We start from the raw sequence: 24227 nt of genomic DNA on the forward strand, positions 1-24227 counted from the left end.
CGGGTTAAAACACCAGCGGACGGGCAGGAATCAAAGGATAGGGGGAAGAGCTGAAGAGCGAAGAGCAGTGCTCGTGTGCGGTTCCCCATCCTCGTCAGCCCTCCGATACCAAACCACATCCCGGGCAAGCGGCCGGTTGCGTTGGGTTGGCTTGGCGGCGGTTTGTGTTGCGGGCCGCTTGCCCGGGATGCGGTGTGTCCTCTCCAGGCTGACGAGGATGGGGAACCGCTCGGGGGAAGTGTGAAAAGCCAGCCCGGCTGCCTGTTCGGGCTTCGCCCGGGCGCGGGGGCTTGGAACCGCCCGGCCGCCATGCTTCGGGCTTCGCCCGCCTGCTCCCGACGGTCGCCGCCTGGCGCGCCCACAACGGCCAACACGCCGTCCACAACGGCCAACACGCCGGTGGGGTTTCAGGCTTTGTCGGCGTGTTGGCCGTTCTTGTACGTCGTGTTGGCTGTTGTGGGGCGGCGGGGCCACCAGCGGCGGCGGGGTTTGGGGAGGTGGCCGGATTGGGTTAGCCAGGTGGCGAAGGTGTTGGCGTCTGCTCGGGCGCCGGTGCCTTCGTGGCGGGGGTGGGTGGTGGCGTACTCGTCGAACAGGGGGCGGAAGCGGGGGCCCAGGCGTTCGGGGAGGTCTGGGCGGAGGGCGGCGGTCACCCGGCGGCGTTTCGCGCGTAGGGCGAGGGTTTGGGCTTGTAGGCGGGCTGGGTCGAAGCCTGCGGGGGCCGGGCCGTTGGCCAGGAGGGCTTGCAGGAGTTCGGCTTGGGCTTTGGCCAGGCGGGTGCGGTCGGGGGTGGTCATCTGGGGGCCTCGACCACGGCGCGGATGGCGGCGAGTTCCGCGGCCAGTTCGGCGTCCGGCGGGTAGGCGTCGTCGCGTTCGAGCAGGACGCCGGGTGGGGTTACCCGGGCGCACAGGTCGGCCAGTAGGTCCAGGACTTCCTGGGGGACGGCGTGGGCGTGGGTGTCGTGGTAGAGGCCGTGTTCGGTGGTGCCGCCGGCGACGTGCACGTAGGCCAGGCGTTCCAGCGGGAGGGTGCTGAGGAATTCCTCGGGGCTGGTGCCCAGGTTGAGGTTGTTGGCATGGAGGTTGGCCACGTCGATGAGGAGGTGGCAGCCGGTCCGGCCGGCCAGTTCGGTGAGGAACTGGGCTTCGGTGAACTCGTTGCCGGGCCACTCGATCAGGGCCGCGACGTTCTCCAGGGCCAGGGGGACCGGGAGGTCCTGCTGGGCGGCTTTGACGTTGGCGCACAGGACGTTGAGGGCGTCCCGGGTGCGGGGGACGGGCATCAGGTGGCCGGCTTCCAGGCCGCCCGCGCGGACGAAGGCCACGTGGTCGCTGACCAGCGGGGCGCCCAGGCGTTCGGCTACCTCGGCCAGGTGGCGGACCCGGTCCGGGACAACCGGGTCCGCGCCGCCCAGGGACAGCGTGACCGCGTGCGGGAGGACCGGGATTCCCCTGGCGCGCAGGATTTCCAGGGACTCCGGGAGGGTGGCGCCGGGCAGGTTCTCGGCCACCACCTCCACGAAGTCCACCTGGGGCAGGCGTTCCACGGTCAGGTCGATCTCCGGGCGCCAGCCGATGCCGACGCCCAGCCGCGGGATGCCACTCATCCGCCGCAACCTCCGCCGCCGCCCCCACCGCCGCCACTGCAACCGCCGCCGCCACCGGAGCAGCCGCTGCCACCACCGCCCGCACCGCCGCCGTCGGTGGCCAGGCCCGAGGCTACGGCCGAGTCCGGGTGGCCGCTCATTCCGCTCAGTGCCACCAGGAGCACCACATCGCCTGCCACGAAGCCGCCTGCCGTGACACCGGCCAGCCTGCGGCGGTGGGCGTCGGCGCGGGCGCTGTTCAGCGCGCGCTGCCCCAGCGTGGTGGCCCTCGGGCCAGGGACGAGCGTGATGATCAGGGCCAGGGCGGTGGTCACGGCCAGCAGGAGGATCAGGATCGCGATCGGTTTGCCGTTGCTGGCCCCGTCGGACAGACGCAGCGCGCCGATCAGCGCGATCGGCAGGAACACCGTGGCCGCGGCCATCCGGCACGCGCGGGAGCGTTCCGGGCTCACCAGCAGGTGTGCCCAGAGCAACCGCTGCCGCAACTCACGCAGCTCCGGGGACCGGTCGAGCTGCTGGGTGGCGTCCTCGACGCCGACCCTGGTCTTGCGGTCCCGCACCGCGGTCAGCACCCGATCGTCCATTGTGGACTCTGCGGGTTTGCCGGTGGCCGCGGGCGGGTTGCCGCGGCTGACCCGCAGCGCGTCGCCGGCGACCAGCCGGGCCAGCGCCGTCTCCACCAGCCTGCGGGTGCCGCCCGCGAGGTAGGCCGCCTCGTCCGCGCTCAGCGCTGGCGCGGTCGGGTGACCGGGCGGGAGCTTGCGGGCGGCCAGGCGGCGGCGGATCGCCACCGCGACGGTGATGATCAGCGCCAGTACGTAGAGACCGATGAACTCCGGGCCGGTGAGGCCCCAGGTGTCGTGCATGTCGCCACCCCCAGGGTGCCGTGGTGAGCTAACAGGATCAGCCCCCGCAGCCGCCTCCGCCGCCGCCCCCGCCGCTGTCGCTGGAGGAGGAGGAACAGGAGGAGCTGCTGGAACTGGAAGAGCTGCTGCCGGAACAGGAACTGCCGCCGCTGGAGCCGCCGCCGGAAGACGGCAGCGCCAGCACCCGGCTGACGGTCTCGTCCGGGAACGCGGCGAGCCCGCCGAGCGCGACCAGCATGGCCGCGCCGCCGATCAGTGCCAGTTGGTCGTGATCGTCCGCCGCGGGTTTGCGGAAGACGTTGGTGCGGAAGTGGTTCAGCGTCTGCTCGCCCGCGAGGGTGAGCCGGTTCATCTTGGTGATCAGCAGCACCAGGGCCACCGGCGCGGTCAGCCCCAGCAACCCGGCCAGGTAGCCGATGGGCCTGCCGTTGCCGACCCCGTCGACCACCCGGGCCACCCCGATCAGCACCAGCAACCCGAAGGCCGCCCCGCCGCGCAGGCGGGCCAGCGCCTGCCGCCGCCGGGGCACCACCAGGCCCAGCGTTTCCAGCCGGTTGCGGACCTGACCGACCAGCGGGTGGCCCGTGTACTTCGCGCGCAGGCTGCCCAGGGTGGCCGCCGGTGAGGTGCGGGCGTTCAGCCCGGCCAGGATCACCCGGTCCAGCGGGTGCTGGGCGGCCAGGCCGGTGACGCTGAGCCAGCTGCCCCTGGAGGCGCGCAGGCTGCCCGCCGCCAGCATCCTGGCCACCGCGGTGAAGACCACCTGGTCCCCACCGCCTGCCAGATAGGCCACATCGTCGGCGCTGAGCCGCCCCGCTCCCGGGGCCGCCTCGGCCCGCCGGACGGACCGGCGGGCCCAGACGGCCACCACGATCGAGACGAGCAGCCCCGCCCCGTACAGGAGCAGGAACTGCGGGCCGGTCAGGCCCCAGGTCTCGGTCATACCCCCACCTCGCGTCGCTCTTGGTTGGGGCGACGGTAGCGCGTCAGCCGCCGCCACCGCCGCCGCAACCACCCCCGCCCCCACCACAGCCCCCGCCCCCGCCGCCCCCGCCGCCGTCACCCGCACCGCTATTGCCGCCGTAGAAGCCGATATAGCCCCCGGCGAGGTAACCGGTGTCGTTGGTGCCGCGCAAGCGGCGGCCGCCCCTGGTCCTCGGTTCCGGCTGCCGGGCCGGTCCCTGGGCGGAATGTCCCAGCAGCGCCGAACGCACGCCGGCCTCCGGGTAGGCCGCGATGCCGTCCCTGGCAACGTGTTCGGCCGCACTGTCCGAAGTGGACTTCAGTGCTCGCTCGACCGCGGCGTCCCCGGCCTGGGTGCGCCAGGCCACCGGCAGCCAGGCGGCGAAGGCGGCCAGCACACCGGTCAGCACCAGCAACAGCATCAGGTAGCCGACCGGGAAGTCCCGGCTGGCGCCGTCGATAGCCCGCACCACGCCGAGCGCGCCGAGCGCGATCAGTGGCAGCGCCGAGCGGAAACCCATGCCGGGCAACCGATCCGGCGGCACCAGCAGCCCGCGGTCGACCAGCCGGGCGCCCACATCGGTGACCGCCTGGCTCTCCGCGACCCGGTGCACCAGCAACCGTAGGGTCCCGCGACCGGTGTCCCCGGTGTACTCCCGCACCTGCCGTGCCACCGGGTCCTTGAGCAGCAGCGGACCGGTGCCGCTGACAAAACCGCCCCTGGCGGCCCGCAGCGCCTCCCGTTCCAGCAGTCCCGCGACCACGGTCTCCACCGCCCGGGACGAGCCCCCGACCAGGTACGCGAGTTCGACCGTGGTCAACTCGCCGACCTGGGTGGTGGCGTGGGCGTCCGGTCGCCTCCCCGCGATCCGGATCCACCCCGCCAGCACCAGCGCCACCGCCAGTCCGACGGCGTACAACTGCAAGAACTCCGGGCCGGTCAGTCCCCATGGATTGTCCATCGTGACCCCCTCTCACCAGCAAGGAAGCCTCATGGTGCGGTCTGGGTCACACTGGGACAAGAGTATTTGATACAGGATTGGGCAGAACTTAGGGAAGGCTTGAGCTTGGCCGGATTTCGCTCAACCACAACGAAATCCGGCCGTTACACAACTACGCCGAGCGGCCGATCAGCTTTCCTCGGACTCCGGTGCGGCGACCAGGCGCAGACTGACGCTGTTGATGCAGTAGCGCTGGTCGGTCGGCGTCGGGAAGCCCTCGCCCTCGAAGACGTGCCCCAGGTGGCTGTGGCAGGTCGCGCACAGCACCTCGGTGCGCACCGCGCCCATGCCGCGGTCCTCGCGCAGCACGACGGCCTCCCCGGCCAGCGGGGTGAAGAAGGACGGCCAGCCGCAGTGCGACTCGAACTTGGTGTCGCTGCGGAACAGTTCGGCCCCGCACGCCCGGCATTCGTAGACGCCCGCGGTCTTGGTGTCGGTGTACTCGCCGGTCCACGCCCGCTCGGTGCCCGCCTGGCGCAGCACCCGGTACTCCTCGGGAGTGAGCTGCTCCCGCCACTCCTGCTCGGTCTTGACGACCTTCGGACCCTGATCCATGCCACCACGCTAATACGCCGCGCCCGGGGGTGCCCGTGGCGGATCTTTCAGAACAGGAACAGCAGGATGGTGTTCAGCGCGCCGGTGAAGGTCAGGATCAGGCCGAGCACGATCAGCCCGGCCAGCACCACCGCGGTGAGCCTGCGGCCGCCGCCGACCCGGTTGGCCGAATCGGCGAACTCGCTGACCCCGGCCAGGTAGCCCTCCACGGTGTAGGGCTTGGGCGCGTGCTCGATCCGGTCGAGGTGCTGGGCGAAGGCCCGTGCCTCGGGATCGTGGGGGTCCAGCCCCACCAGGTCCTCACCGAACCGCCCTGGCGGGCCCTGCGGCTCGTCGTCCGGTGCTGCTGCGCGCATACCCGCAACGGTAGCGTGCGGAGCTGTGAACAGGGCAGACACCGACACCACGCCGCATTATGATCCCGCACTCGGCCTGGCCGGGCTGCCGAGCGCGCCCCGCTGGGAATCCGCAGGTCAGCGCAGCCTGTACCGCAGTGACTGGGTCAGCCTGGACCTGATCGCGGTGCGCCCGCCCACCGCGCCGTCCTATGAGCACCACGTGGTCCGCACCGCCGACGCGGTGGCCGTGGTGCTGGAGCACCCCGAGCGTGGGGTGCTGATGCTGCACCGGCACCGGTTCATCACCGAGACCACCGGCCTGGAACTCCCGGCAGGTGGCATCGACCCCGGCGAGGACCCGGTGGCCGCCGCGGTCCGGGAGACCGCCGAGGAGACCGGCTGGGCCGCGGTGCGCCCCCGGCTGTTCCTGACCAGGTGCGTCTCCAACGGCAACAGCGACCAGCTGTTCCACTTCGTGCACGCCGGGGTAGGACAGTGGCTGGGCGGGCCGGAGAGCCCCGATGAGGGCCCAGCGGTGTGGGTCCGTCATGAACACCTGCGGGACGTGCTGGGCCGCGATCTGGTGAGCTGTGCGCCCTCCAGCCTGGGGCTGTTGCACGCGATGACCTTCGGTCTGCTGCGCGCGGGGGCCGGGGCCGGTAGCGTCCCAGCCCGTGAGCAGGGGTGAAGCACTTGAGCTGACCGTGGACGGCCCGGTGGGACCGCGTGCCGTGCGGGTGTCCAGCCCGGACAAGGTGTACTTCCCGGAGCGCGGCATCACCAAGCGCCAGGTGGTCGAGTACTACCTGGCCGTGGCCGGACCGCTGATGCGCGTGCTGGGGGAGCGCCCGACCACGCTGAAGCGGTTCCCCGACGGCGTGGCCGGCGAGCCCTTCTACGCCAAGCGGGTGCCCAAGGGCGCGCCGGAGTGGGTGCAGCCGGTGCGGATCACCTTCCCGTCCGGCCGCACCGCCGAGCAGGTCTGCCCGACCGAGCCCGCGGTGCTGGTCTGGGCGGCCAACCTGGGCACCCTGGACTTCCACCCGTGGCCGGTCCGGCGGCCCGACGTGGACCACCCGGACGAACTGCGGATCGACCTGGACCCGCAGCCGGGCACCGACTTCCAGGACGCGGTCCGGGTGGCGGGCGTGCTGCGCGAGGTGCTCGATGAAGCGGGCATGACCGGTTTCGCCAAGACCTCCGGCGGCCGCGGCATCCACGTGCTGGTCCGCATCCGCCCCGAATGGGACTTCATCGACGTCCGGCACGCGGTGATCGCGCTGGGCCGCGAGGTCGAGCGCCGCCAGCCGGAGCAGGCCACCGTGGCCTGGTGGAAGGAACAACGCGGCGAACGGGTGTTCCTGGACTACAACCAGGCCGCGCGGGACCGCACGGTCGCCTCCACCTGGTCGGTGCGCGGCACCCCGCGGGCGACCGTGTCCTTCCCGCTGGACTGGGCTGATCTGTCCACTGTGGACCCGGACGATTTCGACGTGCTGACCGTGCCGGGGCTGCTGGCCGAACGCGGGCACGCGCACGCGAGTATGGACGAGAAGGCCTTCGGGATCGAGACCGCGTTGGAGTGGTACGCCCGGGATGAGCGGGATCATGGGCTGGGTGAGATGCCGTATCCGCCGGATTACCCGAAGATGCCGGGGGAACCGCCGAGGGTGCAGCCGTCGAAGGCCCGTAAGGTCACGGACGAGGGCTAGGCCAACTGGCCGGATTCCCTAGAGCGGTAAGGCATTTCCAGCCGGATCGGGCAGACCATGGGGCTGTGCTTCACGCCTCATGGGGCTGATTTGTCTTGGTGTGGCGGGATTCCTGGAAGCGTCGGCGGCAGTCGCACGACGGTCTTCTGGGAAGGGATGAACCGATGCTGCGCATTACCGCAGATATTTTCTCCGGCCGGTCGAACCCGGTGTGGGAGGTGCGGGACGGGGCCGAGGCGCGGGCCGCGTTACGCGCGCTGACCGCGGACCGGGGGCTGCTCACCGAGTCCGCGCCGGCGGCGAGCGGGCTGGGTTTCCGGGGCTTTCAGGTGGAGACGCTGGGGGACGACCACGCGTCGGACCTGGGGCTCGCCAGTGTGTACCTGCCGGTGGGGGCGACGGCAGGTGGCGCGGGAGCGGCCGAGCTGGGGGAGCGGCTGATCAGCCTGATCGGGCGCAGTGAGAGCGCGGGGTACGCGGCCGAGGACGCGTTGCCGCTGGATGAGTCACTGGCCACGTTCCTGGGTGCGCAGCTGGAGGCGGTCAGCTCGGCCACCGGCACCGCTTCCCGTTCGACCAGGGACACCCGCGGCGGCGAGGCCACCGCCGCGCCGGGGCAGGAGCGGGCGCCCGAGGATTCCGAGTCGGCGGCCGCGGTCACCTGTTACATCGAGCGGACCGCGTTCAACCCCGGGTTCTGGAACAACGACGCCACCACCCTGGCCAACAACAACTGTTACAACTACGCCAGCAACTGGCGGACCAACACCTTCGCCCAGCCGGGCCGCGGCGCGGGCGCGATGTACTCCGCGGTCACCTGTGCCGAGGTGACCAGGGGTGCGCTGGCCGACGGCATGCACCGCCGGTTCGACTGCTTCCCGGACACCGAGAAGCCGCGCCCGCTGGTGGCACTGGTGGTCGCGCCCGGCCCCGGCTTCATCGACTACCACTGGTACCGCTTGCAGTCCGAACCGTTCTGGGGGCACAAGCCGGGTCGCACGGCGGCCCGTAACACCGACAACAGCGGTGTGGTGATCGGCAACCCGGAGACCGCCAATCGCGGTCCCTACACCCAGTTCTGCGGCTACTTCTACGGCTGCAACACCCAGCGCAACCGGATTCGCTGACCTCGTAGGGTTTTCCCCTCCGGCCGGCGGGCCACCCGTCCACAACGGCCAACGAGCCGTACGACTACGGCCAACACCCGGTACAACAACGGCCAACACTCCGTACAAGAACGGCCAACACGCGCGAGGGGGGAAAACCTTTCGCGCGTGTTGGCCGTTGTCGTACGGGGTTTTGGCCATTGTGGGGCGGGGGGTGGGTTAGTTCTTCTCCGTTTGACCTGGGTCGGTGGAGCAGATCTGGTCCAGGGAGTCCGGCGGCGCGATGTTCGGCGAGCTGCCCGCCGGCGGCTGGGTGCCGCTGGTGCGCACCGGCGGTTTGCCAGTGGGCGTGCCCGGTTTGCCGGGGGTGCTTGACGGCGGGGTCGCGGTGCTGGTGGTGGTCGGGCTGGCCGAGGTCGAGGTGGTCATCGCCTGGGCGTTGCGCACGACCTCGCGCATGTAGTTGAAGTCCGGCATGGCGGTGGAGAACTTGCCGCCGTTGCGGGTGGACAGGTTGGGGTCGAAGGAGATGCTCTGGATCGGCAGCGCGCGGGCCTTGTTGGCCAGGCCCAGCAGCGCGGGCAGCACGTCCTGCGGGATGTTGGTGGCCACGTTGTCCTGGGTGGCCGCGGCCACGCCCTGGAAGTTGGTCAGCATGTCCATCGGGCTCTTCTGCTCGATGACGTACTTGATCAGGCAGCGCTGGCGGCTCATCCGCATGTAGTCGCTGCCGTCGCTGCGTGCCCGGCCGTACCAGAGCGCCTGTTCGCCGTTGAGGTGCTGCTGCCCAGCCGGGATCCAGCCCTTGGGCCGGATCTGCTCGCCGTGCGGGCCGAGGCCGTTGATCGGGATGGGGCGCGGGCCGACGTTGACGTCCACGCCGCCGAGGGCGTCGATGATCGAGGCGAAGCCTGCCATGTTGACCTGGATGTAGTAGTCCAGCTCCACGCCCAGCATCTGGCCGATCGAGGAGTTGAGCAGGTTCAGCCCGGCCACCGTGCTCGGGCCGCTGGGCGCCAGCTGCGGGTGCTCGTTGCCGTACTTGTACAGCGCGTTGAGCAGGTATTCGCCCGAGTTCGGGTCCCGGCCGTCGTGGAAGCCGTTGGGGAACTGCCTGGCCATCGGCGAACCGGGCGGGAACTGGGCGCGCTGCAGGTTGCGCGGGAGTCCGAACAGGACGGTCTGGCCGCTGCGGGTGTCCAGGCTGGCCACCATCATGGTGTCGGTCCGGGTGCCGGTGCGATCCGGGCCGGCGTCGCTGCCCACCAGCAGGATGTTGAGCCGCGGCTTCTTGATCGCCTCCACGTCGCCGCCCTGGCTGGGCTGGGTGCCGCCCTGGCCGCCCGCGGTGCTCCCGTTGGTGGGGAACAGGTTCTGCAGCAGCGAGCGGTAGGTGTTGACGGTGTAGGCGGCGTAGCCGAACGGCGCGGCGATCACCGCGCACAGGGTGACCACGACCAGGGTGGCCGCGATCCGGCCGCCCGCCCGCATGCCGCCGCGCGGGCGCGCCAGCGCGAAGGTGCGCAGCACCACGGTGATCCACAGCACCGCGAGCACGGCGCAGGCGATGATCGCGCCGAGCAGCACCCGTGGTGACACCGCGTACTTGAGCAGCTCCTCCTGGGTGAGGGTCAGCCCGATGTAGAGCCCGCCGCCGAGCAGCAGCAGGAAGATCGCCAGCAGGAACCAGCCTGCCCGCTTACGCAGGGCGAGGTGCCCGGAGCCGGGCACGATGGTGGATCCCAGGGTGAGCAGCAATGCCTTACCCAGAGTGCGGGATTGCTCACTCTCTCGCGATCGTCGGCCCATGTGTCCAGCTCCTCGGTTCTGTCCTGCGCTGTTCATACGCCGCAGTCCCGAGCCGGGTTGCACCGCTGACCAGTGGTTCCACTGGGCCGCCGCGGGTGGCGCCGGCCCTCGGCCGTTAAACGTACCGATAGTCGAATTGGTTGCCGCACGTGACCGGAATCGCGTTGATCCCCTCTCCCGGGGGAGCGCGCTGGTTCCTGTGGGGGAGTTGTCACTGACCGCTTCGCAGCAGGCTCGACAGGGTCAGTGCAGAGCGTCACGAACGGGGATAGCGATGAGCGGACCGCAACGGATCGTCGTGGTCGGGGGCGGCTATGTCGGCATGTACACCGCGCTGCGACTCCAGAAGAAGCTGAGCGCGGGCGAGGCGACGATCACCGTCGTCGACCCGCAGCCGAACATGACCTACCAACCGTTCCTCCCCGAGGCCGCGGCGGGCTCGATCGAGCCGCGCCATGTGGTAGTACCGCTGCGCAAGGTCCTGCGCAAGTGCACCGTGCTCACCGGACGGGTGTCCACGGTGGACGCCGGACGCAAGATCGTCACCGTGCTGCCGGTGGAGGGACTGCCGACCGAGCTGCCCTACGACCACCTCGTGCTCGCGCCCGGCGCGGTCGCCAGGACCCTCCCGGTGCCCGGCCTTGCCGAGTGCGGGATCGGCTTCGGATCCGTCGGCGGGGCCATCCACCTGCGCAACCACGTGCTCTCCAGGCTGGATGTGGCCTCCACCACCGACGATCCGGCACTGCGGCGGCGGGCCCTCACCTTCGTCGTGGTGGGTGGCGGATATGCCGGGATCGAGGTGTTCGGCGAACTGGAGGACATGGCCCGCGCGGCCCTGCGACAGCACCCCCGACTGTCCGAAAAGGACATGCGCTGGGTGCTGGTGGAAGCAGCCGATCGGGTGTTGCCGGAAGTGAGCCCGAGCATGGCCGACTACACCGTCGGCCGGTTGCGCAAACGCGGCATGGAGGTGCTCCTGGGCACCCGGGTGTCCGCAATGGACGGTGGCCATGTCGTGCTCACTCCATCCATGCTCGACCCCGCGAGCGGGTCTTCGGAAGAGGACGAATTCGACGCCGACACCATCGTGTGGACCGCCGGGGTGAAGGCCAACCCGCTCGCCGCCCGATCGGGTCTGCCGGTGGACGCGCGCGGCCGGGTGCAGTGCGATCCGGAACTCCGGGTGATCGGCGCCGACGGGGTGTGGTCGGCCGGTGACTGCGCGGCCGTGCCGGACCTGTCGGCCAGCGGGCTGAGTGTGTGCGCGCCCAGCGCCCAGCACGCGGTCCGGCAGGCCAAGGTGCTCGCGGACAACCTGCGGGCCGCGGTGCGCGGGCGGCCGGTGCGCGGGTACCGGCACAAGCACGTCGGCTCGGTGGCCAGCCTCGGGCTGCACAAGGGGGTCGCCGAGGTCTACGGCATCCGGCTGCGCGGGTTCCTGGCCTGGCTGCTGCACCGGCTGTACCACCTGAGCCGGGTGCCCACGCTCAACCGGAAGGTGCGGGTGGTCGGCGACTGGGTGCTCACCTTCTTCTGCGGCCGCGAGGTGGTGTCACTCGGCCAGGTGGAGCATCCGCGCCGGGACTGGGCCGCCATCGTGGCCGAGGTGGAGTCGAATCCCCAGATCACAGTCCCGAAACCGTTCTCCGGAACGGACCGGTGAGTCTGATTGACTGTTCAACCGTGCGAATTGTGCTGGACACCGATCCGGGGATCGACGACGCGCTCGCGATCCTGTATTTGGCCGCGCAGGCAGACGTGGAGATCGTCGCTGTGGGTAGCGTCCACGGGAACGTGCCCGCGCAGGTCGCCGCGGACAACAGCAGGCGGATCCTGGACGTGCTCGGGCTGGACGACGTGCCGGTGGCCGTCGGCGCCGCCCGGCCGCTCGCCCAACCCCTGCTGACCTCGGAGTTCGTCCACGGCCCGCACGGACTCGGCCGCTGGGAGGGACCGGAGCCGTCCCGGCCGGCGGTGCGCGAGTCCGCGGCCGAACAGATCGTCCAGCTCGCCCGGCAGCACCCGGGCGAGCTGGACCTCCTCGCGCTCGGCCCGCTCACCAACGTGGCGCTGGCCCTGCTGCTGGAACCCGAACTGCCCAGCCTGCTGCGCTCGGTGATGGTGATGGGCGGCGCGGTGGACGCCCCCGGCAACGCCACCCCGTTCGCCGAGGCCAACATCTGGCACGACCCGGAGGCCGCCGACCTGGTCTTCGCCGCAGGCTTCGCGCTGACCCTGGTGGCCCTGGACGTCACCCACTCCGCCCGCGCCGACGCCGACTGGCTGGACACCCTGGCCGCCAGCACCGGCCCGCGCGGCAAGTTCGCGCACGACGTGCTCGGCTTCTACGTCGACTTCTACAGCCGGATGCTCGGCGAACGCTGCTGCACCCTCTACGACCCCCTCGCGGCGGCCATCCTGCTGCACCCTGACCTGGCCACCTACCGCGAACTGCCGGTCAGCGTGGAGCTGCGCGGGGAGAAGACCCGCGGGCAGACCGTGGCCGACCTGCGCGGCTACGGCAAGGAGATCTCGGCCGAACTCGGCGGGATCACCGACCGGCCCGCCATCAAGGTGGCCCGCACGGTGGACGGTCCGGCCTTCTTCAAACAGCTCACCGAGGCCCTGATCGACCGGGTCTGACCCCTCGCCGAGCTGGCCCCCGGTCCGGACCGGCCTGCGGTTACGGTGAGCACGTGACGAGATCCGCGAGCGAACGCGGCCCCCGGGTCTTCCGCGGCGAGCAGCCGCTGACCGCCGAGTTGATCGTGGACGCCGCCGAACGGCTCACCGCCGAAGTGGGCCTGGCCGGCTGGACCGTGCGCAAGCTCGCCACCGAACTGGACTGCTGGCCCACGGTGATCTACCACCACGTCGGCGACCGGGCCGCCGTGCACCACGCGGTCGCCGACCGGGTGGTGTCCCGGATGCCCTGTCCGGCCGAGGACCTGGACTGGCGGGACTGGTTCACCGAACTGCTGCTCGGCGCCCGCCCGGTGCTGGGCGGCTACCCGGGCGTGGCCCGCTGGCTGGTGCTGCGCGGCCCGATCGTGCCCTCGGCCCTGCGCATCCTGGACCGCGGCGTGCGGGTGCTGCGGCGCGCCGGCTTCGGCGCGGAGTCGCCAATGGTCTACAGCACCCTGCTCAACGCGGCCATCCTGTTGATCATGTCCTACGACGAGCGGTCGGCGGCGGACGCGAGCACCAAGACCACCATCACCGAGGCACTGGGCGCCTACCGGGACGACCCGCGCGACGGCCTGGCCGCGCTGGCCGGGTACCTGCTCACCCCCGGCATGTCCGAGCAGTTCTACGCCTTCACGGTCGATCGGGCCATCGCCGGGGCCCAGGCGCGGCTCACCGAGCTGGGCGGCGGGTGAGACGCTGCTAACGCGGTGACCACCCCGCTTAGGCGGCTACCGTCTTCCTCGACGTTGTCCGTTGAGTTCGAGGAGGCCACCCCGTGACCGGGCCCTGGGTTCGCTGCTACCAGTCCCGTCCGCAGGCACGGCTCCGGCTGTTCTGCTTCCCGCACGCGGGCGGCACCGCCAGCGCGTACCGGCTGTGGCCGCCGCTGTTGCCCGCCGGGGTGGAGATGCTGGCGGTGCAGTATCCGGGGCGGGAGGAGCGGTTCAGCGAGCCCGCGTTGACGACGATGGACGAGCTGGTCACGCAGCTGGTGGCGGGGTTGCGGGCCGAGCTGGACCGGCCGTTTGTCTTCTTCGGGCACAGCATGGGCGCCTCGGTCGCGTACGAGACCGCGCTGGCGTTGCGGCGGGCCGGGTTGCCGATGCCGCAGCGGTTGGTGGTCTCGGGGAAGGAGGCGCCGGCGCACGCGGTGCCGGGGGAGGTGCATCTGCGCGATGACGAGGGGTTGGTGCGTGAGCTGACCGCGTTGGGCGGGACCGGGTCCGCGGTGCTGGAGCACCCCGAGTTGCGGGAGTTGTTGCTGCCGATCGTGCGGGCGGACTATCGGTTGATCGAGACCTATCAGCCTGCGGCCGCGGCCGCGCTGGAGTGTCCGGTGACCGCGTTCGCCGGGGACAGTGATCCGGAGCTGACCGTGGATCAGGCCCGGGATTGGGACAAGACCACGAGTGCTGGTTTTGATCTACAGGTCTTTCCCGGTGATCACTTCTATCTGATGGACGGGCGGGCTCAGGTCGTCGCCGCGCTCAACCGGCGGTTGCCGCTCGCACCGTCCCGGCCGACCGCTTCCTGAGTCCCGTCCACAATGGCCAACGTGGCGTACCACAACGGCAAACACTCCGGGGGCTGGTGCGGCTGGCGGCTGCTCCCAACGCGTTAACGTGACGGCCAACGTTGGTACCCACCGGCATACTGTTGGGAAGACACTTGTCGCCGCAACGGTGGAAAGGACCCGGTGCACACGTTCCTGGCGCGTTTCGTCGGCGGTCCGCTGGACGGCCGATGGCAGACGTTCACCTCCGCCAGTCCAGCCGCACTGGCGACGGTGACCCACGTCCACCTGCACCAGGGCCCCAAGATCGTGCACCACTACGACCTCCGGCACAGCGAGGAACACGGCTGGGAGTACCACCTGCGCCAGGACGCCGACGCCGAGGAGTGCTAGCCGGTCGTCACTGGTAGTGTCCGCCCGAAGCCGTCTGGTAGGGGAGGACCATCGGTGGGGGACAAGGTTGGGGTGAACTTTGCCCAGCTGGAGGCGTTGATCAAAAACCTGGATCGTTCCGCTGAGGAAATGACCAGGGCGACCAGCGCGCTCCGCGGGGCAAGTGCTCAGGAGCTTGGCAGCAGGGCCATCGACAAGGCGGGCAAGGCCTTCCAGGACCGCTGGGACCACGGCATCTGCAAGATCGCCGAGGCCACGGAGAAGATGACCAAGGCACTCGCCGAGACCAAGAAGGACTACGAGCACACCGAACGCGCCGTGCACCAGCTGTTCCTCAGCGGTGGCGGCGGCCAGGGCGCGCAGGCACCGCCACCAGCACGGGAGTCCGCGATCACCAGGGGGCTCGGCTGATGAGCCACCTGGAGGACTACCCGACTCTGGGCTTCGACCCGGCACCGGGACGGCTGGCAGGCGTGGAGACGCTGGCGCACAACTTCACCCGGGTGTCCATGATGCTCGCCGAAACGCATTCAGCGCTGTCCCAGATCGGGCAGGCGCAGGGCATCTGGCGCGGTGAGGCGGCGGAGAAGTTCCGCGGCGCGGTCGGCGAACTGCCCGGCTATCTGGAAAAGGGCAAGGTGTCGCTGGGCAGCGCGGCCGGGATTCTCCAGCAGTGGCAGCACGACCTGGCGTCGATGCAGGGCCGGGCCAAGGACTATGAGATCCAGGCCCGTACCGCGCTGGACCGGGTGAAACAGGCCAAGTCACACCCGGACTTCGGCCTTGCCGGGCAACACTTCCCCGATGACGCCGCACTCGCCGACGCCAACGCGCGCCTGCGCGTGGCCAGTGAACGGCTCGGCGTGGCGCGCGGCGAACTGGACGCCATCAAGGCCCAGGCTCGCCGCCTGCTGAGCCAGCACGAGGAACTCGCCGACGCCGTGGCCAAGGCCCTGGAGCGGGCCAAGAACGAGGCCCCGGAGGAACCGGGCTTCTTCGATCGCATCCTGGACGGCATCGGCAAGTTCATCGACAAGATCGGCGAACTCGCGCAGAAGGCCTGGCAGTGGGTCAAGGACCACGCCGAGGACATCAAGCTGATCGGCGACATCCTCAGCGCGGTGGGCAAGGTGCTGAGCATCGCCGCGGTGTGTGTGGGGTGGATTCCAGTGGTCGGGCAGGTGGTGACCGCGGCCGCGGTGGGGGTGAGCGCGGCGGGCCTGGCGATGCACGGCCTGGCCAAGGCCGCGGGCGCGGATGTCAGCTGGAAGACCCTGGCCATGGACGCCGTCGGGGTGATCCCGGGTGGCGGGGTGGCCAAGGGCATCACCGGGCTGCCCAAGCTGTTCAACGCAGGCAAGGCGGCTGTCCAGGGCGCCAGGGGCGCGGGTGGCGCCGGTGCTGCCGTCGCCCAGGGCGCGTCGGCGGCCAAGACCAGCCTTGAGGTCGCCTCGCGGATCCAGGCGCAGACGTGGCTCGGCACCGCGAACGCGGTCGCTCGCGCGGTCGGCGCACCGATGGCCACGGCGGGCACCCAGGCAGGCAACATCGCGGCCGCCACTGTCGGCGGCGCCATCACCGCGGCTACCACCACGGGTGCGACCCTCGCCGAGCCGTACCTGGACCGGGCCAAGGAGGTGGGCCAGCAGTACTACCAGCAGCTCACCCAGGGTCGGCCGCTGACACCGGCCAACCAGGCGTTCAACCAGGTCCTGAACGGGAGGGCGGCATGATCGGCCACCTGGACCAGCGCGGATTCGGCATCACGGTGCCGGAGGGTTTCATCGAGCTGCCGGCCGACATCGACCCGGAAGGGTTCGACCGGCTCAAAGAGGTAGTGGCGGAACGGTTCAGCCTGGCCGCCGACGCCGAGGTCACCGCGCAGGCCGCGCTGGGTTTCGCCACCATGGGGGCGATGGCGGCGCAGACCCGGGCCGGGTTCGTGGCCACCGCGGTCTACCGGTCGCCGGATGACCCGGAGCGGTTGATCATGGTCTGGCTGACCGTCACGGAGATGCCTTCGGCGCACGAGTCGCCCGAGGTCGCGCTGGCCGGCCTGGTCGAGGCGCACCAGGCACGGGGCCAGCTGGAGCCGAACAGGGTGCGGCTGACGGCGGGGCCCGCGGTGGTGACCATCGTCGAGGAACCGATGCTGCTGCACGTCGGCGAGGAGTCGGCGCCGGTGCTGCGCCGGGAGGTGACGGCCTGGGCACCGGACCCGTTCGGCACCCGGGTCGCGGTGATCTCGCTGGCCACGAACTCCTGGCAGGACTGGGAACCCGTCTGTGGCTTGGCACTGGACATATTCGACTCGCTGGACTGGGCGCCCGCGACTACGGGAGAGGAAGTGCCCGTTGCGCCACATCCCTGAGCAGCCGGCGGTGGAACGGGTGCGGGAGGCCGCCGCCCGGACCTGGGGTGAGCCGGTCCGCGTGTTCCGGCTCGACTCGCCCTACCTCCGCTACCAGGTCCGTGGCCGCCGCCGGGATGGTGTCCGGCGGCAGACCAAGGATCGCTCCGGCTGCCTCGGCTTGGTCTCGGTGGTCCTCGACATCCCGCAGGCAGCGGCTGAGGTCGTGGTGACGTTGCTGGGCAGGATGTTGATGTGGCCGTTGCGGGACACCGTGCGCGGCAAGGAGGACAGTGGTGGCGTGCGGTTCGCCGATGCGTTCCGGCACGGCGCGCAGTACCTGGTCTGGTCTCCCTCTCGAACCGCGCTGGTCACGCCGCGACCCGATGGCGGACTACACCACGCGTGGACCGCGACCGGCGCCGACCGCCCGGAACTGCGGCTGCCGCGCCGGCTGCGCTGGCCCGACGGATCCTGGTTGCGCCTGGCCGTGCTGCAGAGCGATCGAACGCGGTACCGGGAGGAACAGGCGGCCGCCGCTCGCTAGCATGGCCAGCGGATCTGGGGGTTCGCATGGTTGAGGCTGTTCGGGAACGGGTGCGCGCGCAGGCGGCCGCGCAGTGGCGGGCGCCGGTGGATGTGGTCTACATCGCCAAGGTGCGGCCGGAGTACCGGGTCAAGGGACGGCGGCCGGATGGCACGGTGACCGGGAAGCGGCTGATCCGGCGGTTCTTCTGGAACCTGCTGCGGTTCGGGGGCGTGCTGGTGCAGCTCGTGCTGGACGGGGACGGGGACATCGACCTGCGGCGGGGCACGGTGACCGCGCCGCCCGGGTCGCCCGCGATCGAGTTCGCCGACCTCGCGCGACGGGCGCGGCGGGTCTGGGTGGCCTGGGGTGGTGGGCAGGTGTTGCTCGCCCAGGCGGACGGGCGGGTGCTGTGGTCGGGGCCAGCGCAGTTCGGGGACAGGAAGTTCGCGGTGATCTGGCCGGACGGTGGGCGGGTGGTGCTGCCGCCGAATCGCGCGGAGAAAGCCCGGATCCGGCAGCCAGCGCGGTGACCGAGCCCGGAACCAGGATGGCCCGGCGGGCGGCGGAGGCCGGGGAGTGGGCGCTCCGGGAATGGGGGCAGGACGCGCGGGCGGTGCCGCTGGGGGAGCTGCGGTTCCGGTACCACGTGCGCGGGCGGCGGGTGGACGGGTCGGTGCGCAATCCCGGCCAGCCCGGATCCAGCAGCGCGGAGGAGATCGTGGCCGCGCCGCTGGGTGAGGCCGGTGGACTGGGTGAGCTTCTGGTCGCGGCGGTGGTCTCGGCGGTGCTGTGGGTGTAGCTGCTGGGGGTGCGGCTGGTCTGGCTGCTGATGCGGCTGGTCCGGCGGAAGGTGGCGCGGCGGATCGCGACCGTGCTCGGCCGGACCCGGCAGCTGGGGGTGCGGTTCGCGGACGCGGCGAACCGGCAGGACGACGTGTGGCTGGTGTGGGCCGGGCGGCGGATGGCGTTGCTGCACGTCCGGCCCAGGTGGTGCCGGCCGTTGTGGCAGGGCGAGGGGGAGTCGGCGCCGGTGATCGAGCGGCGCACGTTGCGCTGGGCCGACGGCTCCCGGGTGCGGCTGCCCGCGGGCACCCTGGACGGCTGAGCCGCCGGCGCGGGCCTGGGTGGAGGGCTGCCGCGGCAACCTTCGCGGGAGCGCCGGTGTCCTTGCCGGTGACTGGGGAGTTGACCGGCTGGGGAGGGTGGCGTTGGGGGGCTTGGTGGTGGCGGGTGTCGTGCCCGAGGGTGTCGGGGCTGAGCAGCGGGTGCTGGGTGTCTGAGCGGCAGGTGCGCGAGTGGGCCCAGGACTGGCCGGGGCCGGTGCGGGTGGTCGAGGTCAGCGACCTTGAGTTCCAGCACCGGTTGCCCGGGCGGCGGGACCGTGAGTCGCAGCCGGGGCAGAGCCAGGACGGCTGGGCCGCCGAAACGCTGCTCGATCACGAACCGCACCTGCTGATGGGGCTGGCGAGCTGGCTGATGGGCCGGGTGTTCCGGCGACCGCGGCCGGTGTACCTGACCTGGGTGCGCGGTGAGCCGGAGCAGGCCGGTGTGGAGTTCGCAGCCGCGGCGAACGGACCGGGGCGGCGGTGGCTGGTCTGGGCGGAGGACTGGCTGGCGGTGCTGTGCGTGTACCCGGACCGGGTGGAACCGCGCTGGGCCGGGCGGGTGGAGTGGCTGGACTCCGGCGAGCTTCGCTGGCCGGGTGAAGGGCGGGTGCAGTTGCCCTCGTGGGTGGCCGCCGGTCGTCCACCTCGGCCCCGTTGGCGGACACCGGGATAGGGGGCGTGTCCCCTAGGCTGCGGCTCGGATGCTGAGCAGGGAGGTCCGCATGTCCGGCAAGCCGTTCGCCTCCGCCGCCGACCTGGCGCCCAAGGAACAGACCCTGGAGGTGCTCGGGGAGGGCGTGTACGCGCTCACCGCCGCCGGGGATCCCAACGTGGGTGCGATCGAGGGCGAGGACTTCCTGGTCTGCTTCGAGGCCATGGCCACGCCCGCGGCGGCCCGGCGCTGGCTGGCCCGGCTGCGCGAGCACACCGACAAACCGGTGCGGTACCTGGTGCTCAGCCACTATCACGCGGTGCGGGTGCTCGGCGCGAGCGCCTTCGCGGCGCCGGTGGTGGTGGCGCACGAGCACACCAGGGCGCTGATCGCCGAGCGCGGGGAGGCGGACTGGGCCTCGGAGTTCGCCCGGATGCCCCGGCTGTTCCAGGAACCCGAGACCATCCCCGGGCTCACCTGGCCGACGCTGACCTTCTCCGACCGGCTCACCATCCCGCTCGGCGGCGACCGCGGCGATCTGGAACTACGCTACTGCGGCCGCGGCCACACCGAGGGCGATCTGGTGGCCTGGCTGCCGCGGCAGCGGATCCTGTTCGCCGGTGACCTGGTGGAGTCCCAGGCCGCGCTCTACACCGGGGACGCCTACCACCGGGACTGGGCATCGTCCACTTTGGACACTGTGGCCGCGTTGCGGGCCGAGGTGCTGGTGGGCGGGCGGGGCGCGGTGGCCCGCGGCCGGGTGGCGGTGGACGCCGCGATCGCGCAGACCCGGCACTTCCTGCAGGTGCTGCAGGCCCAGGTGGCCGCCGCGCATGTGCGCAACGGCAGTCTCAAGGAGGCATTCGACGCCGCGCACGCCGCACTGGCCGGGCGCTACGGCGGCTGGCCGATCTTCGAGCACTGCCTGCCGTTCAACGTGGCCAGGCTGTGGGACGAGCTGTCCGGCGTGGAACGACCGGTGATCTGGACCGCGGACCGGGACCAAGAGGTCTGGTCCCAGCTCCAGGGAAGTTAGCTAGGAGCTGGGACCAGAAAAGCCGGGCTGAGGTGGTCAGCCGGCCAGGACGTCGGCGATCGCGGTCAGCGGCAGGTCGTGCGCTTCGGCGACACCGGCGTTGGTCAGCAGGCCGTCGTGGGTGTTCAGGCCAAGGGCGAGCGAGGCGTCCTCGGACAGGGCGCGCTGCCAGCCCTTGTTGGCCAGCGCGATCGCGTACGGCAGGGTCACGTTGGTCAGGGCGAAGGTCGAGGTCCGCGGCACCGCGCCGGGCATGTTCGCCACGCAGTAGAACTGGGTGTCGTGCACCGGGAAGGTCGGCTCGGCATGCGTGGTCGGCCGGGAGTCCTCGAAGCAGCCGCCCTGGTCGATGGCGATGTCCACCAGCACCGCGCCCGGCTTCATCCGCTTGACCAGGTCGTTGCTGATCAGCTTGGGCGCCTTGGCGCCGGGCACCAGCACCGCGCCGACCACCAGGTCGGCCTCCAGCACCGCGCGCTCGACCTCGTAGGCGTTGGACACCACGGTGGTCAGGCGGCCCTGGTAGTAGGAGTCGGCCGCGCGCAGCTTGTCCACGGACAGGTCCAGCACGGTGACGTCGGCGCCCATGCCGACCGCGATCGCGATCGAGTTCATGCCGGAGACGCCCGCGCCGAGCACGGTCACCTTGGCCGGGTGCACGCCGGGCACGCCGCCCAGCAGCACGCCGCGGCCGCCGCGGGACTTCATCAGGGTCTCGCCGCCGACCTGGGTGGCCAGGCGACCGGCGACCTCGGACATCGGGGCGAGCAGCGGCAGCGCGCCGGAGGGCAGCTGCACGGTCTCGTAGGCGACACCGGTGACCTTGCGCTCCAGCAGCGCGTCGGTGCAGGCGCGGTCCGCGGCCAGGTGCAGGTAGGTGAAGAGCAGCTGGCCGGGCCGCATGCGGTGGTATTCCTCCGCGATGGGCTCCTTGACCTTGAGCACCATGTCCGCGCTGGCCCACACCTCGTCGGCGGTGGGCAGCACCTTGGCGCCCGCTCCAACGTATTCCGCGTCCGCGATGGCCGAACCGGCTCCCGCGTCATGCTCGATGAAGACCTCATGGCCATGACGGACCAACTCGAGCACACCGGCCGGAGTGATCGCGACTCGGTACTCGTGGTTCTTCACTTCGCGGGGAACGCCGATCCTCATGGCAAGACTCCTCGTGGGTGACTGCGGCTAAACCGATGGTCAGGCCCCCGCGTGGCGTGCGTCATTGGCATCCGCCGACAACATTCCATGATCACTTAGTGCTGATCGGACAACCATCACTCCTACGGAGCACTCGATCCGCCACCGCGAGGTCCCCGGGGGACTCACGCTGAGTGAATCTTGTCGCCACCCGTTCGCGCTGCTCGACCGGCTTGTTGTCGCCGAACTTGAACTTCGCCCGCACCCCGGTGACGGTCAGCTCCAGGCCCCGGATGCCGGGCAGCAGCCGCCGGTCGGGGTTCTCGGTGGCGGAGACCGGGGTGCGTGCGCCGTCCGGCTCGAAGTGCGCGAGCTGGCGGCGCAGGGTGGCCGCCTTGGCCGCGGGCTGGTCCTCGATCCGGACATCGCATTCGAGCTGCACGGTGGCGTAGTCGGAGGTGGGCACGCCCAGGGCCGGGTCGGCCTCGGGCGCGGAGTTCCAGTCGGCGCGCACGTAGGCGATCTCGCCGGTGACCACCAGCAGGCAGCGCGGGTGCTCGGTGAGCGCGTCCCAGACCGCGTTGGGCCGGGCCAGGTGCAGCCAGACGGTGGCCGGGTCGGCGTAGGTGAAGTGGGTGGGCAGGACCACCGGCAGGTCCCGGCCGCGGCCGGGCGCGATCAGCTCGCCGAAGTCGTGCCGGGACAGGGCCACTCACTCGCCCGTTCGGAGGGCCACACGGCTGGGTTGTTCGACTCCTGTGCTGATGTGGTGAGAGTCCGCCGCGTGCACTTGCCGGGCGTGCGTGCCGGACCGAAGACTGTCCGATATGGACAGACGTCTGCCGCTTTTCGTGTTGCTGGCCTTCGCCTGCGTGGCCTGCGCCACACCGGCACCGGCTCCGGCGGTCACCACCGCCAAGGGCCTCGTCTGGGGCGACTGCGCGCCGTTCGCCGGTGACCCCGGGCGCAAGGCCGCCTTCGACCGCCGCTCGCTGGACTGCGCCGCGCTGGAGGTCCCGCTGGAGCACGCCAGCCCGGCGGGCCGCAAGATCCGCATCGGCCTGCTCCGCCAGCGCGCCACCGACCCGGACCGCCGGATCGGCGCGCTGGTGTTCAACTTCGGCGGACCCGGCGCCTCCGGCATGGCCCAGCTCGCCGAACTCGGCGGCACCCTGGCGCAGCGCGGCGACGAGGTGTCCGCCCGGTTCGACCTGATCGGCTTCGACCCCAGGGGCGTGGGCGCCTCCGAACCGGTGCTGCGCTGCCTGACCGGCCCGGAACAGGACGCGCAACGCCTGGAGTACCTCGATCTGTCCACTCCGGACGGTGTGGCCCGGATGGAGGCCCGCAACAAGGACCTCGCGGACAAGTGCGCCGAACGCACCGGCCGCACCGAACTGGCCAACCTGGGCACCCGCGAGGTGGTGCGCGACCTGGACCTGCTGCGTGCCGCGCTGGGCGAGCACAAGCTGAACTACGTCGGCTTCTCCTACGGCACCCAGATCGGCACCGCCTACGCCGAGGCCTACCCCGGCAACGTGCGGGCGATGGTCCTCGATGGCGCCTCCTCCTTCGAGCTGGACGGGGTTGCCTCGGGTTCGGAACAGGGTGAGGGCTTCGCGGCCACCTTCCGTAGCTACGCCAAGGACTGCGCCGCCCGCCAGGGCTGCCCGGTCGGCACCAGCCCCGCCAAGGCCCAGGACCGCCTGGACGCCCTGACCACACCCCTGCGCACCCGCCCGCTCCCGGTCGGCGACCGCAAACTCTCCGCCGACGACGTCTCCGGCGCGGTGGACCACCTCCTCTACTCCTCGGCCAACTGGCCCCGGCTGACCGAGGCCCTGGACGCGCTCAAGGCGGGCGACGGCACCGACCTGCTGGCCGCCGCCGACGAGTTCCTCGGCCGCCGCCCGGACGGCGGTTACGACGCCAGCCAGGCCGCCCTCACCGCGGTGAACTGCGTGGACTCACCCCCGACCAAGGACCGCGGCAAGCTCAAGGGCGACCCCGCGGTGCTGGACACCTGCGCGTTCTGGGCCGTCCCGCACACCTCCACCCCGCACCGCCCGAAGGTCGACGGCCTGCCGCCGGTGGTGGTGGTGTCGAGCACGGGCGACCCCGCCACCCCGCATGCCTGGGGGATCAAGCTGGCGGAGGCACTGCGCGCGCGACTGCTCACCTTCGAGGCGGACCAGCACACGATCTACCTACAGGGCAACCGTTGCGTGGACCGGCCGGTGACGGAGTACCTGGTGACCGGGGCGTTGCCGGCGGAGGGCCTGACCTGCCGGTGAGCTGACCGCGCTGGGCGGAAATCGGGTTGCCGCCGGTCCGGGGCTGGACGAGGGTCAGGGGTCATGATCGGACTGGTGGAGTTGGCCGTGACGGACTGGCCACGGTGGCGGGAACTGCGGCTGGCCGCGCTGACCGAAGCGCCGCAGGCGTTCGGCACGAAGCTGGCGGAGTGGTCGCAGGTGCCCGCGGCACGCTGGGCAGGGCGGCTGGCCGAGGCGGACCTGAACCTGGTCGCGGAACTGGACGGCCGGGACGCCGGGATGGTCAGCGCGACCGTGGTCGAGGCCGGGACGGTCAAGCTGCGCTCGATGTGGGTCGCTCCGTTCGCCCGCGGCCGCGGGGTCGGGGACGCGCTGATCGAGGCGGTGCTCCGGTGGGCGGCGGAGCGTGGCGGGCACCGGGTCACGCTGGATGTGATGGCGGACAACGAGAGTGCGGCCGCGCTGTACCGGCGGCACGGGTTCGTCGAGACCGGGACCTTCGAGGACGAGGGTGTGCTGGAGCGGGTGATGGTCCGGGTGGGTGCGGGTTAGCGGTGGCATGTGGCCAGCCTGCGCTGTGCCAGGCGG

General features: G+C 71.4%; 29 protein-coding genes. 19 read left to right on the plus strand and 10 right to left on the minus strand.

The genetic code is table 11. The features are described 5' to 3' along the window. Nucleotides 1-407 precede the first annotated feature (407 nt). The 7 genes from ACTOWY_RS00005 to ACTOWY_RS00035 all read right to left on the minus strand — a co-directional run bounded on the left by ACTOWY_RS00005 (nt 408) and on the right by ACTOWY_RS00035 (nt 5350). Nucleotides 408-797 (minus strand): hypothetical protein, encoded by a 390-nt coding sequence (locus ACTOWY_RS00005; RefSeq protein ID WP_441307510.1) that lies wholly within the window; start codon nt 795-797, stop codon nt 408-410. Beyond that, nucleotides 794-1609: a DUF692 domain-containing protein gene (locus tag ACTOWY_RS00010; RefSeq protein ID WP_441307511.1), complete on the minus strand. Its 816-nt coding sequence runs from the start codon at nt 1607-1609 to the stop codon at nt 794-796. The genes ACTOWY_RS00005 and ACTOWY_RS00010 overlap by 4 nt, the downstream gene beginning before the upstream one ends. Next, nucleotides 1606-2475, minus strand: a complete 870-nt coding sequence (locus tag ACTOWY_RS00015; protein WP_441307512.1) for a TIGR04222 domain-containing membrane protein — start codon at nt 2473-2475, stop codon at nt 1606-1608. The genes ACTOWY_RS00010 and ACTOWY_RS00015 overlap by 4 nt, the downstream gene beginning before the upstream one ends. A gap of 37 nt (nt 2476-2512) precedes the next feature. Next, entirely contained in the window at nt 2513-3418 is a 906-nt protein-coding gene (locus tag ACTOWY_RS00020; RefSeq protein WP_441307513.1) for a TIGR04222 domain-containing membrane protein, read from the minus strand. Nucleotides 3419-3461: 43 nt separating this feature from the next. Then, nucleotides 3462-4400, minus strand: coding sequence for a TIGR04222 domain-containing membrane protein (locus ACTOWY_RS00025; protein ID WP_441307514.1), 939 nt, complete (start codon nt 4398-4400; stop codon nt 3462-3464). A gap of 168 nt (nt 4401-4568) precedes the next feature. Further along, complete coding sequence (gene msrB, locus ACTOWY_RS00030) at nt 4569-4994, minus strand: peptide-methionine (R)-S-oxide reductase MsrB (protein WP_441307515.1); 426 nt, start codon at nt 4992-4994, stop codon at nt 4569-4571. 47 nt (nt 4995-5041) lie between these two features. Then, a complete protein-coding gene (locus ACTOWY_RS00035) occupies nt 5042-5350 on the minus strand; it encodes a hypothetical protein (RefSeq protein ID WP_247758562.1) in 309 nt (102 codons plus the stop codon). 25 nt (nt 5351-5375) lie between these two features. Here ACTOWY_RS00035 and ACTOWY_RS00040 point away from each other — a divergent pair, with 25 nt between their 5' ends. The 3 genes from ACTOWY_RS00040 to ACTOWY_RS00050 all read left to right on the plus strand — a co-directional run bounded on the left by ACTOWY_RS00040 (nt 5376) and on the right by ACTOWY_RS00050 (nt 8171). Continuing rightward, the gene (locus ACTOWY_RS00040) at nt 5376-6020 is read left to right on the plus strand and encodes an NUDIX hydrolase (protein WP_441307516.1); all 645 of its coding nucleotides are present in this window, start codon (nt 5376-5378) and stop codon (nt 6018-6020) included. Then, nucleotides 6007-7044 carry a non-homologous end-joining DNA ligase gene (gene ligD, locus ACTOWY_RS00045; protein WP_441307517.1) on the plus strand — a complete coding sequence of 346 codons (1038 nt, stop codon included), beginning with the start codon at nt 6007-6009 and terminating at the stop codon, nt 7042-7044. Before ACTOWY_RS00040 ends, ligD begins: the two co-directional genes overlap by 14 nt. A 164-nt stretch (nt 7045-7208) precedes the next feature. Continuing rightward, nucleotides 7209-8171, plus strand: coding sequence for a hypothetical protein (locus ACTOWY_RS00050; protein WP_441307518.1), 963 nt, complete (start codon nt 7209-7211; stop codon nt 8169-8171). Nucleotides 8172-8369: 198 nt separating this feature from the next. Here ACTOWY_RS00050 and ACTOWY_RS00055 read toward each other — a convergent pair whose 3' ends face one another. Continuing rightward, a complete protein-coding gene (locus tag ACTOWY_RS00055; protein WP_441307519.1) occupies nt 8370-9959 on the minus strand; it encodes an LCP family protein in 1590 nt (529 codons plus the stop codon). A gap of 274 nt (nt 9960-10233) precedes the next feature. On the opposite strand from ACTOWY_RS00055, the gene ACTOWY_RS00060 reads away from it, so the two are divergent. From ACTOWY_RS00060 to ACTOWY_RS00125, 14 genes are all read left to right on the plus strand, one after another. Beyond that, nucleotides 10234-11625 carry an NAD(P)/FAD-dependent oxidoreductase gene (locus ACTOWY_RS00060; RefSeq protein ID WP_441307520.1) on the plus strand — a complete coding sequence of 464 codons (1392 nt, stop codon included), beginning with the start codon at nt 10234-10236 and terminating at the stop codon, nt 11623-11625. A gap of 20 nt (nt 11626-11645) precedes the next feature. After that, complete coding sequence (locus ACTOWY_RS00065; protein WP_441307521.1) at nt 11646-12605, plus strand: nucleoside hydrolase; 960 nt, start codon at nt 11646-11648, stop codon at nt 12603-12605. 53 nt (nt 12606-12658) lie between these two features. Next, the gene (locus ACTOWY_RS00070; RefSeq protein WP_441307522.1) at nt 12659-13342 is read left to right on the plus strand and encodes a TetR/AcrR family transcriptional regulator; all 684 of its coding nucleotides are present in this window, start codon (nt 12659-12661) and stop codon (nt 13340-13342) included. An 83-nt stretch (nt 13343-13425) separates the two neighbouring features. After that, nucleotides 13426-14184: a thioesterase II family protein gene (locus ACTOWY_RS00075; protein WP_441307523.1), complete on the plus strand. Its 759-nt coding sequence runs from the start codon at nt 13426-13428 to the stop codon at nt 14182-14184. Nucleotides 14185-14346: 162 nt separating this feature from the next. Continuing rightward, on the plus strand, nt 14347-14556 hold the full coding sequence (locus ACTOWY_RS00080; protein ID WP_441307524.1) for a hypothetical protein: 210 nt from the start codon (nt 14347-14349) through the stop codon (nt 14554-14556). A gap of 54 nt (nt 14557-14610) precedes the next feature. Next, nucleotides 14611-14967, plus strand: a complete 357-nt coding sequence (locus ACTOWY_RS00085; RefSeq protein ID WP_441307525.1) for a WXG100 family type VII secretion target — start codon at nt 14611-14613, stop codon at nt 14965-14967. Beyond that, nucleotides 14967-16289, plus strand: coding sequence for a hypothetical protein (locus ACTOWY_RS00090; RefSeq protein WP_441307526.1), 1323 nt, complete (start codon nt 14967-14969; stop codon nt 16287-16289). Before ACTOWY_RS00085 ends, ACTOWY_RS00090 begins: the two co-directional genes overlap by 1 nt. Beyond that, on the plus strand, nt 16286-16927 hold the full coding sequence (locus ACTOWY_RS00095; protein WP_441307527.1) for a hypothetical protein: 642 nt from the start codon (nt 16286-16288) through the stop codon (nt 16925-16927). Before ACTOWY_RS00090 ends, ACTOWY_RS00095 begins: the two co-directional genes overlap by 4 nt. A gap of 10 nt (nt 16928-16937) precedes the next feature. Continuing rightward, nucleotides 16938-17453, plus strand: a complete 516-nt coding sequence (locus ACTOWY_RS00100) for a hypothetical protein (RefSeq protein WP_441307528.1) — start codon at nt 16938-16940, stop codon at nt 17451-17453. Between the two features lie 26 nt (nt 17454-17479). Then, complete coding sequence (locus ACTOWY_RS00105) at nt 17480-17965, plus strand: hypothetical protein (protein WP_441307529.1); 486 nt, start codon at nt 17480-17482, stop codon at nt 17963-17965. Further along, complete coding sequence (locus ACTOWY_RS00110) at nt 17962-18234, plus strand: hypothetical protein (RefSeq protein ID WP_441307530.1); 273 nt, start codon at nt 17962-17964, stop codon at nt 18232-18234. Before ACTOWY_RS00105 ends, ACTOWY_RS00110 begins: the two co-directional genes overlap by 4 nt. Nucleotides 18235-18243: 9 nt before the next feature. Continuing rightward, complete coding sequence (locus ACTOWY_RS00115; protein ID WP_441307531.1) at nt 18244-18540, plus strand: hypothetical protein; 297 nt, start codon at nt 18244-18246, stop codon at nt 18538-18540. Nucleotides 18541-18707: 167 nt separating this feature from the next. Further along, nucleotides 18708-19214, plus strand: coding sequence for a hypothetical protein (locus tag ACTOWY_RS00120; RefSeq protein WP_441307532.1), 507 nt, complete (start codon nt 18708-18710; stop codon nt 19212-19214). Between the two features lie 49 nt (nt 19215-19263). Further along, nucleotides 19264-20229, plus strand: a complete 966-nt coding sequence (locus ACTOWY_RS00125; protein WP_441307533.1) for an MBL fold metallo-hydrolase — start codon at nt 19264-19266, stop codon at nt 20227-20229. 36 nt (nt 20230-20265) lie between these two features. Here ACTOWY_RS00125 and ald read toward each other — a convergent pair whose 3' ends face one another. Beyond that, a complete protein-coding gene (ald, locus tag ACTOWY_RS00130; protein ID WP_441307534.1) occupies nt 20266-21384 on the minus strand; it encodes an alanine dehydrogenase in 1119 nt (372 codons plus the stop codon). A 91-nt stretch (nt 21385-21475) separates the two neighbouring features. Next, complete coding sequence (locus ACTOWY_RS00135; protein WP_441307535.1) at nt 21476-22075, minus strand: FMN-binding negative transcriptional regulator; 600 nt, start codon at nt 22073-22075, stop codon at nt 21476-21478. Between the two features lie 115 nt (nt 22076-22190). Here ACTOWY_RS00135 and ACTOWY_RS00140 point away from each other — a divergent pair, with 115 nt between their 5' ends. Together ACTOWY_RS00140 and ACTOWY_RS00145 are read left to right on the plus strand one after the other, a co-directional pair. Then, nucleotides 22191-23657, plus strand: coding sequence for an alpha/beta hydrolase (locus tag ACTOWY_RS00140; protein WP_441307536.1), 1467 nt, complete (start codon nt 22191-22193; stop codon nt 23655-23657). Between the two features lie 87 nt (nt 23658-23744). Further along, entirely contained in the window at nt 23745-24191 is a 447-nt protein-coding gene (locus ACTOWY_RS00145) for a GNAT family N-acetyltransferase (RefSeq protein WP_441307537.1), read from the plus strand. The last annotated feature ends 36 nt before the right edge of the window (nt 24192-24227 follow it).

It is taken from the genome of Crossiella sp. CA198 (assembly GCF_052078295.1).
Lineage (GTDB): Bacteria > Actinomycetota > Actinomycetes > Mycobacteriales > Pseudonocardiaceae > Crossiella.

Bases quoted from the DNA above. Each gene is read 5' to 3' on its own strand.
- ACTOWY_RS00125 (WP_441307533.1), top strand. From the start codon at position 19,264: ATGTCCGGCAAGCCGTTCGCCTCCGCCGCCGACCTGGCGCCCAAGGAA.
- ACTOWY_RS00090 (WP_441307526.1), top strand. From the start codon at position 14,967: ATGAGCCACCTGGAGGACTACCCGACTCTGGGCTTCGACCCGGCACCG.
- ACTOWY_RS00055 (WP_441307519.1), bottom strand. From the start codon at position 9,959: ATGGGCCGACGATCGCGAGAGAGTGAGCAATCCCGCACTCTGGGTAAG.
- ACTOWY_RS00015 (WP_441307512.1), bottom strand. From the start codon at position 2,475: ATGCACGACACCTGGGGCCTCACCGGCCCGGAGTTCATCGGTCTCTAC.
- ACTOWY_RS00005 (WP_441307510.1), bottom strand. From the start codon at position 797: ATGACCACCCCCGACCGCACCCGCCTGGCCAAAGCCCAAGCCGAACTC.
- ald (WP_441307534.1), bottom strand. From the start codon at position 21,384: ATGAGGATCGGCGTTCCCCGCGAAGTGAAGAACCACGAGTACCGAGTC.
- ACTOWY_RS00105 (WP_441307529.1), top strand. From the start codon at position 17,480: ATGGTTGAGGCTGTTCGGGAACGGGTGCGCGCGCAGGCGGCCGCGCAG.
- ACTOWY_RS00020 (WP_441307513.1), bottom strand. From the start codon at position 3,418: ATGACCGAGACCTGGGGCCTGACCGGCCCGCAGTTCCTGCTCCTGTAC.
- ACTOWY_RS00010 (WP_441307511.1), bottom strand. From the start codon at position 1,609: ATGAGTGGCATCCCGCGGCTGGGCGTCGGCATCGGCTGGCGCCCGGAG.
- ACTOWY_RS00035 (WP_247758562.1), bottom strand. From the start codon at position 5,350: ATGCGCGCAGCAGCACCGGACGACGAGCCGCAGGGCCCGCCAGGGCGG.
- ACTOWY_RS00050 (WP_441307518.1), top strand. From the start codon at position 7,209: ATGCTGCGCATTACCGCAGATATTTTCTCCGGCCGGTCGAACCCGGTG.
- ACTOWY_RS00060 (WP_441307520.1), top strand. From the start codon at position 10,234: ATGAGCGGACCGCAACGGATCGTCGTGGTCGGGGGCGGCTATGTCGGC.
- ACTOWY_RS00140 (WP_441307536.1), top strand. From the start codon at position 22,191: ATGGACAGACGTCTGCCGCTTTTCGTGTTGCTGGCCTTCGCCTGCGTG.
- ACTOWY_RS00095 (WP_441307527.1), top strand. From the start codon at position 16,286: ATGATCGGCCACCTGGACCAGCGCGGATTCGGCATCACGGTGCCGGAG.
- msrB (WP_441307515.1), bottom strand. From the start codon at position 4,994: ATGGATCAGGGTCCGAAGGTCGTCAAGACCGAGCAGGAGTGGCGGGAG.
- ACTOWY_RS00025 (WP_441307514.1), bottom strand. From the start codon at position 4,400: ATGGACAATCCATGGGGACTGACCGGCCCGGAGTTCTTGCAGTTGTAC.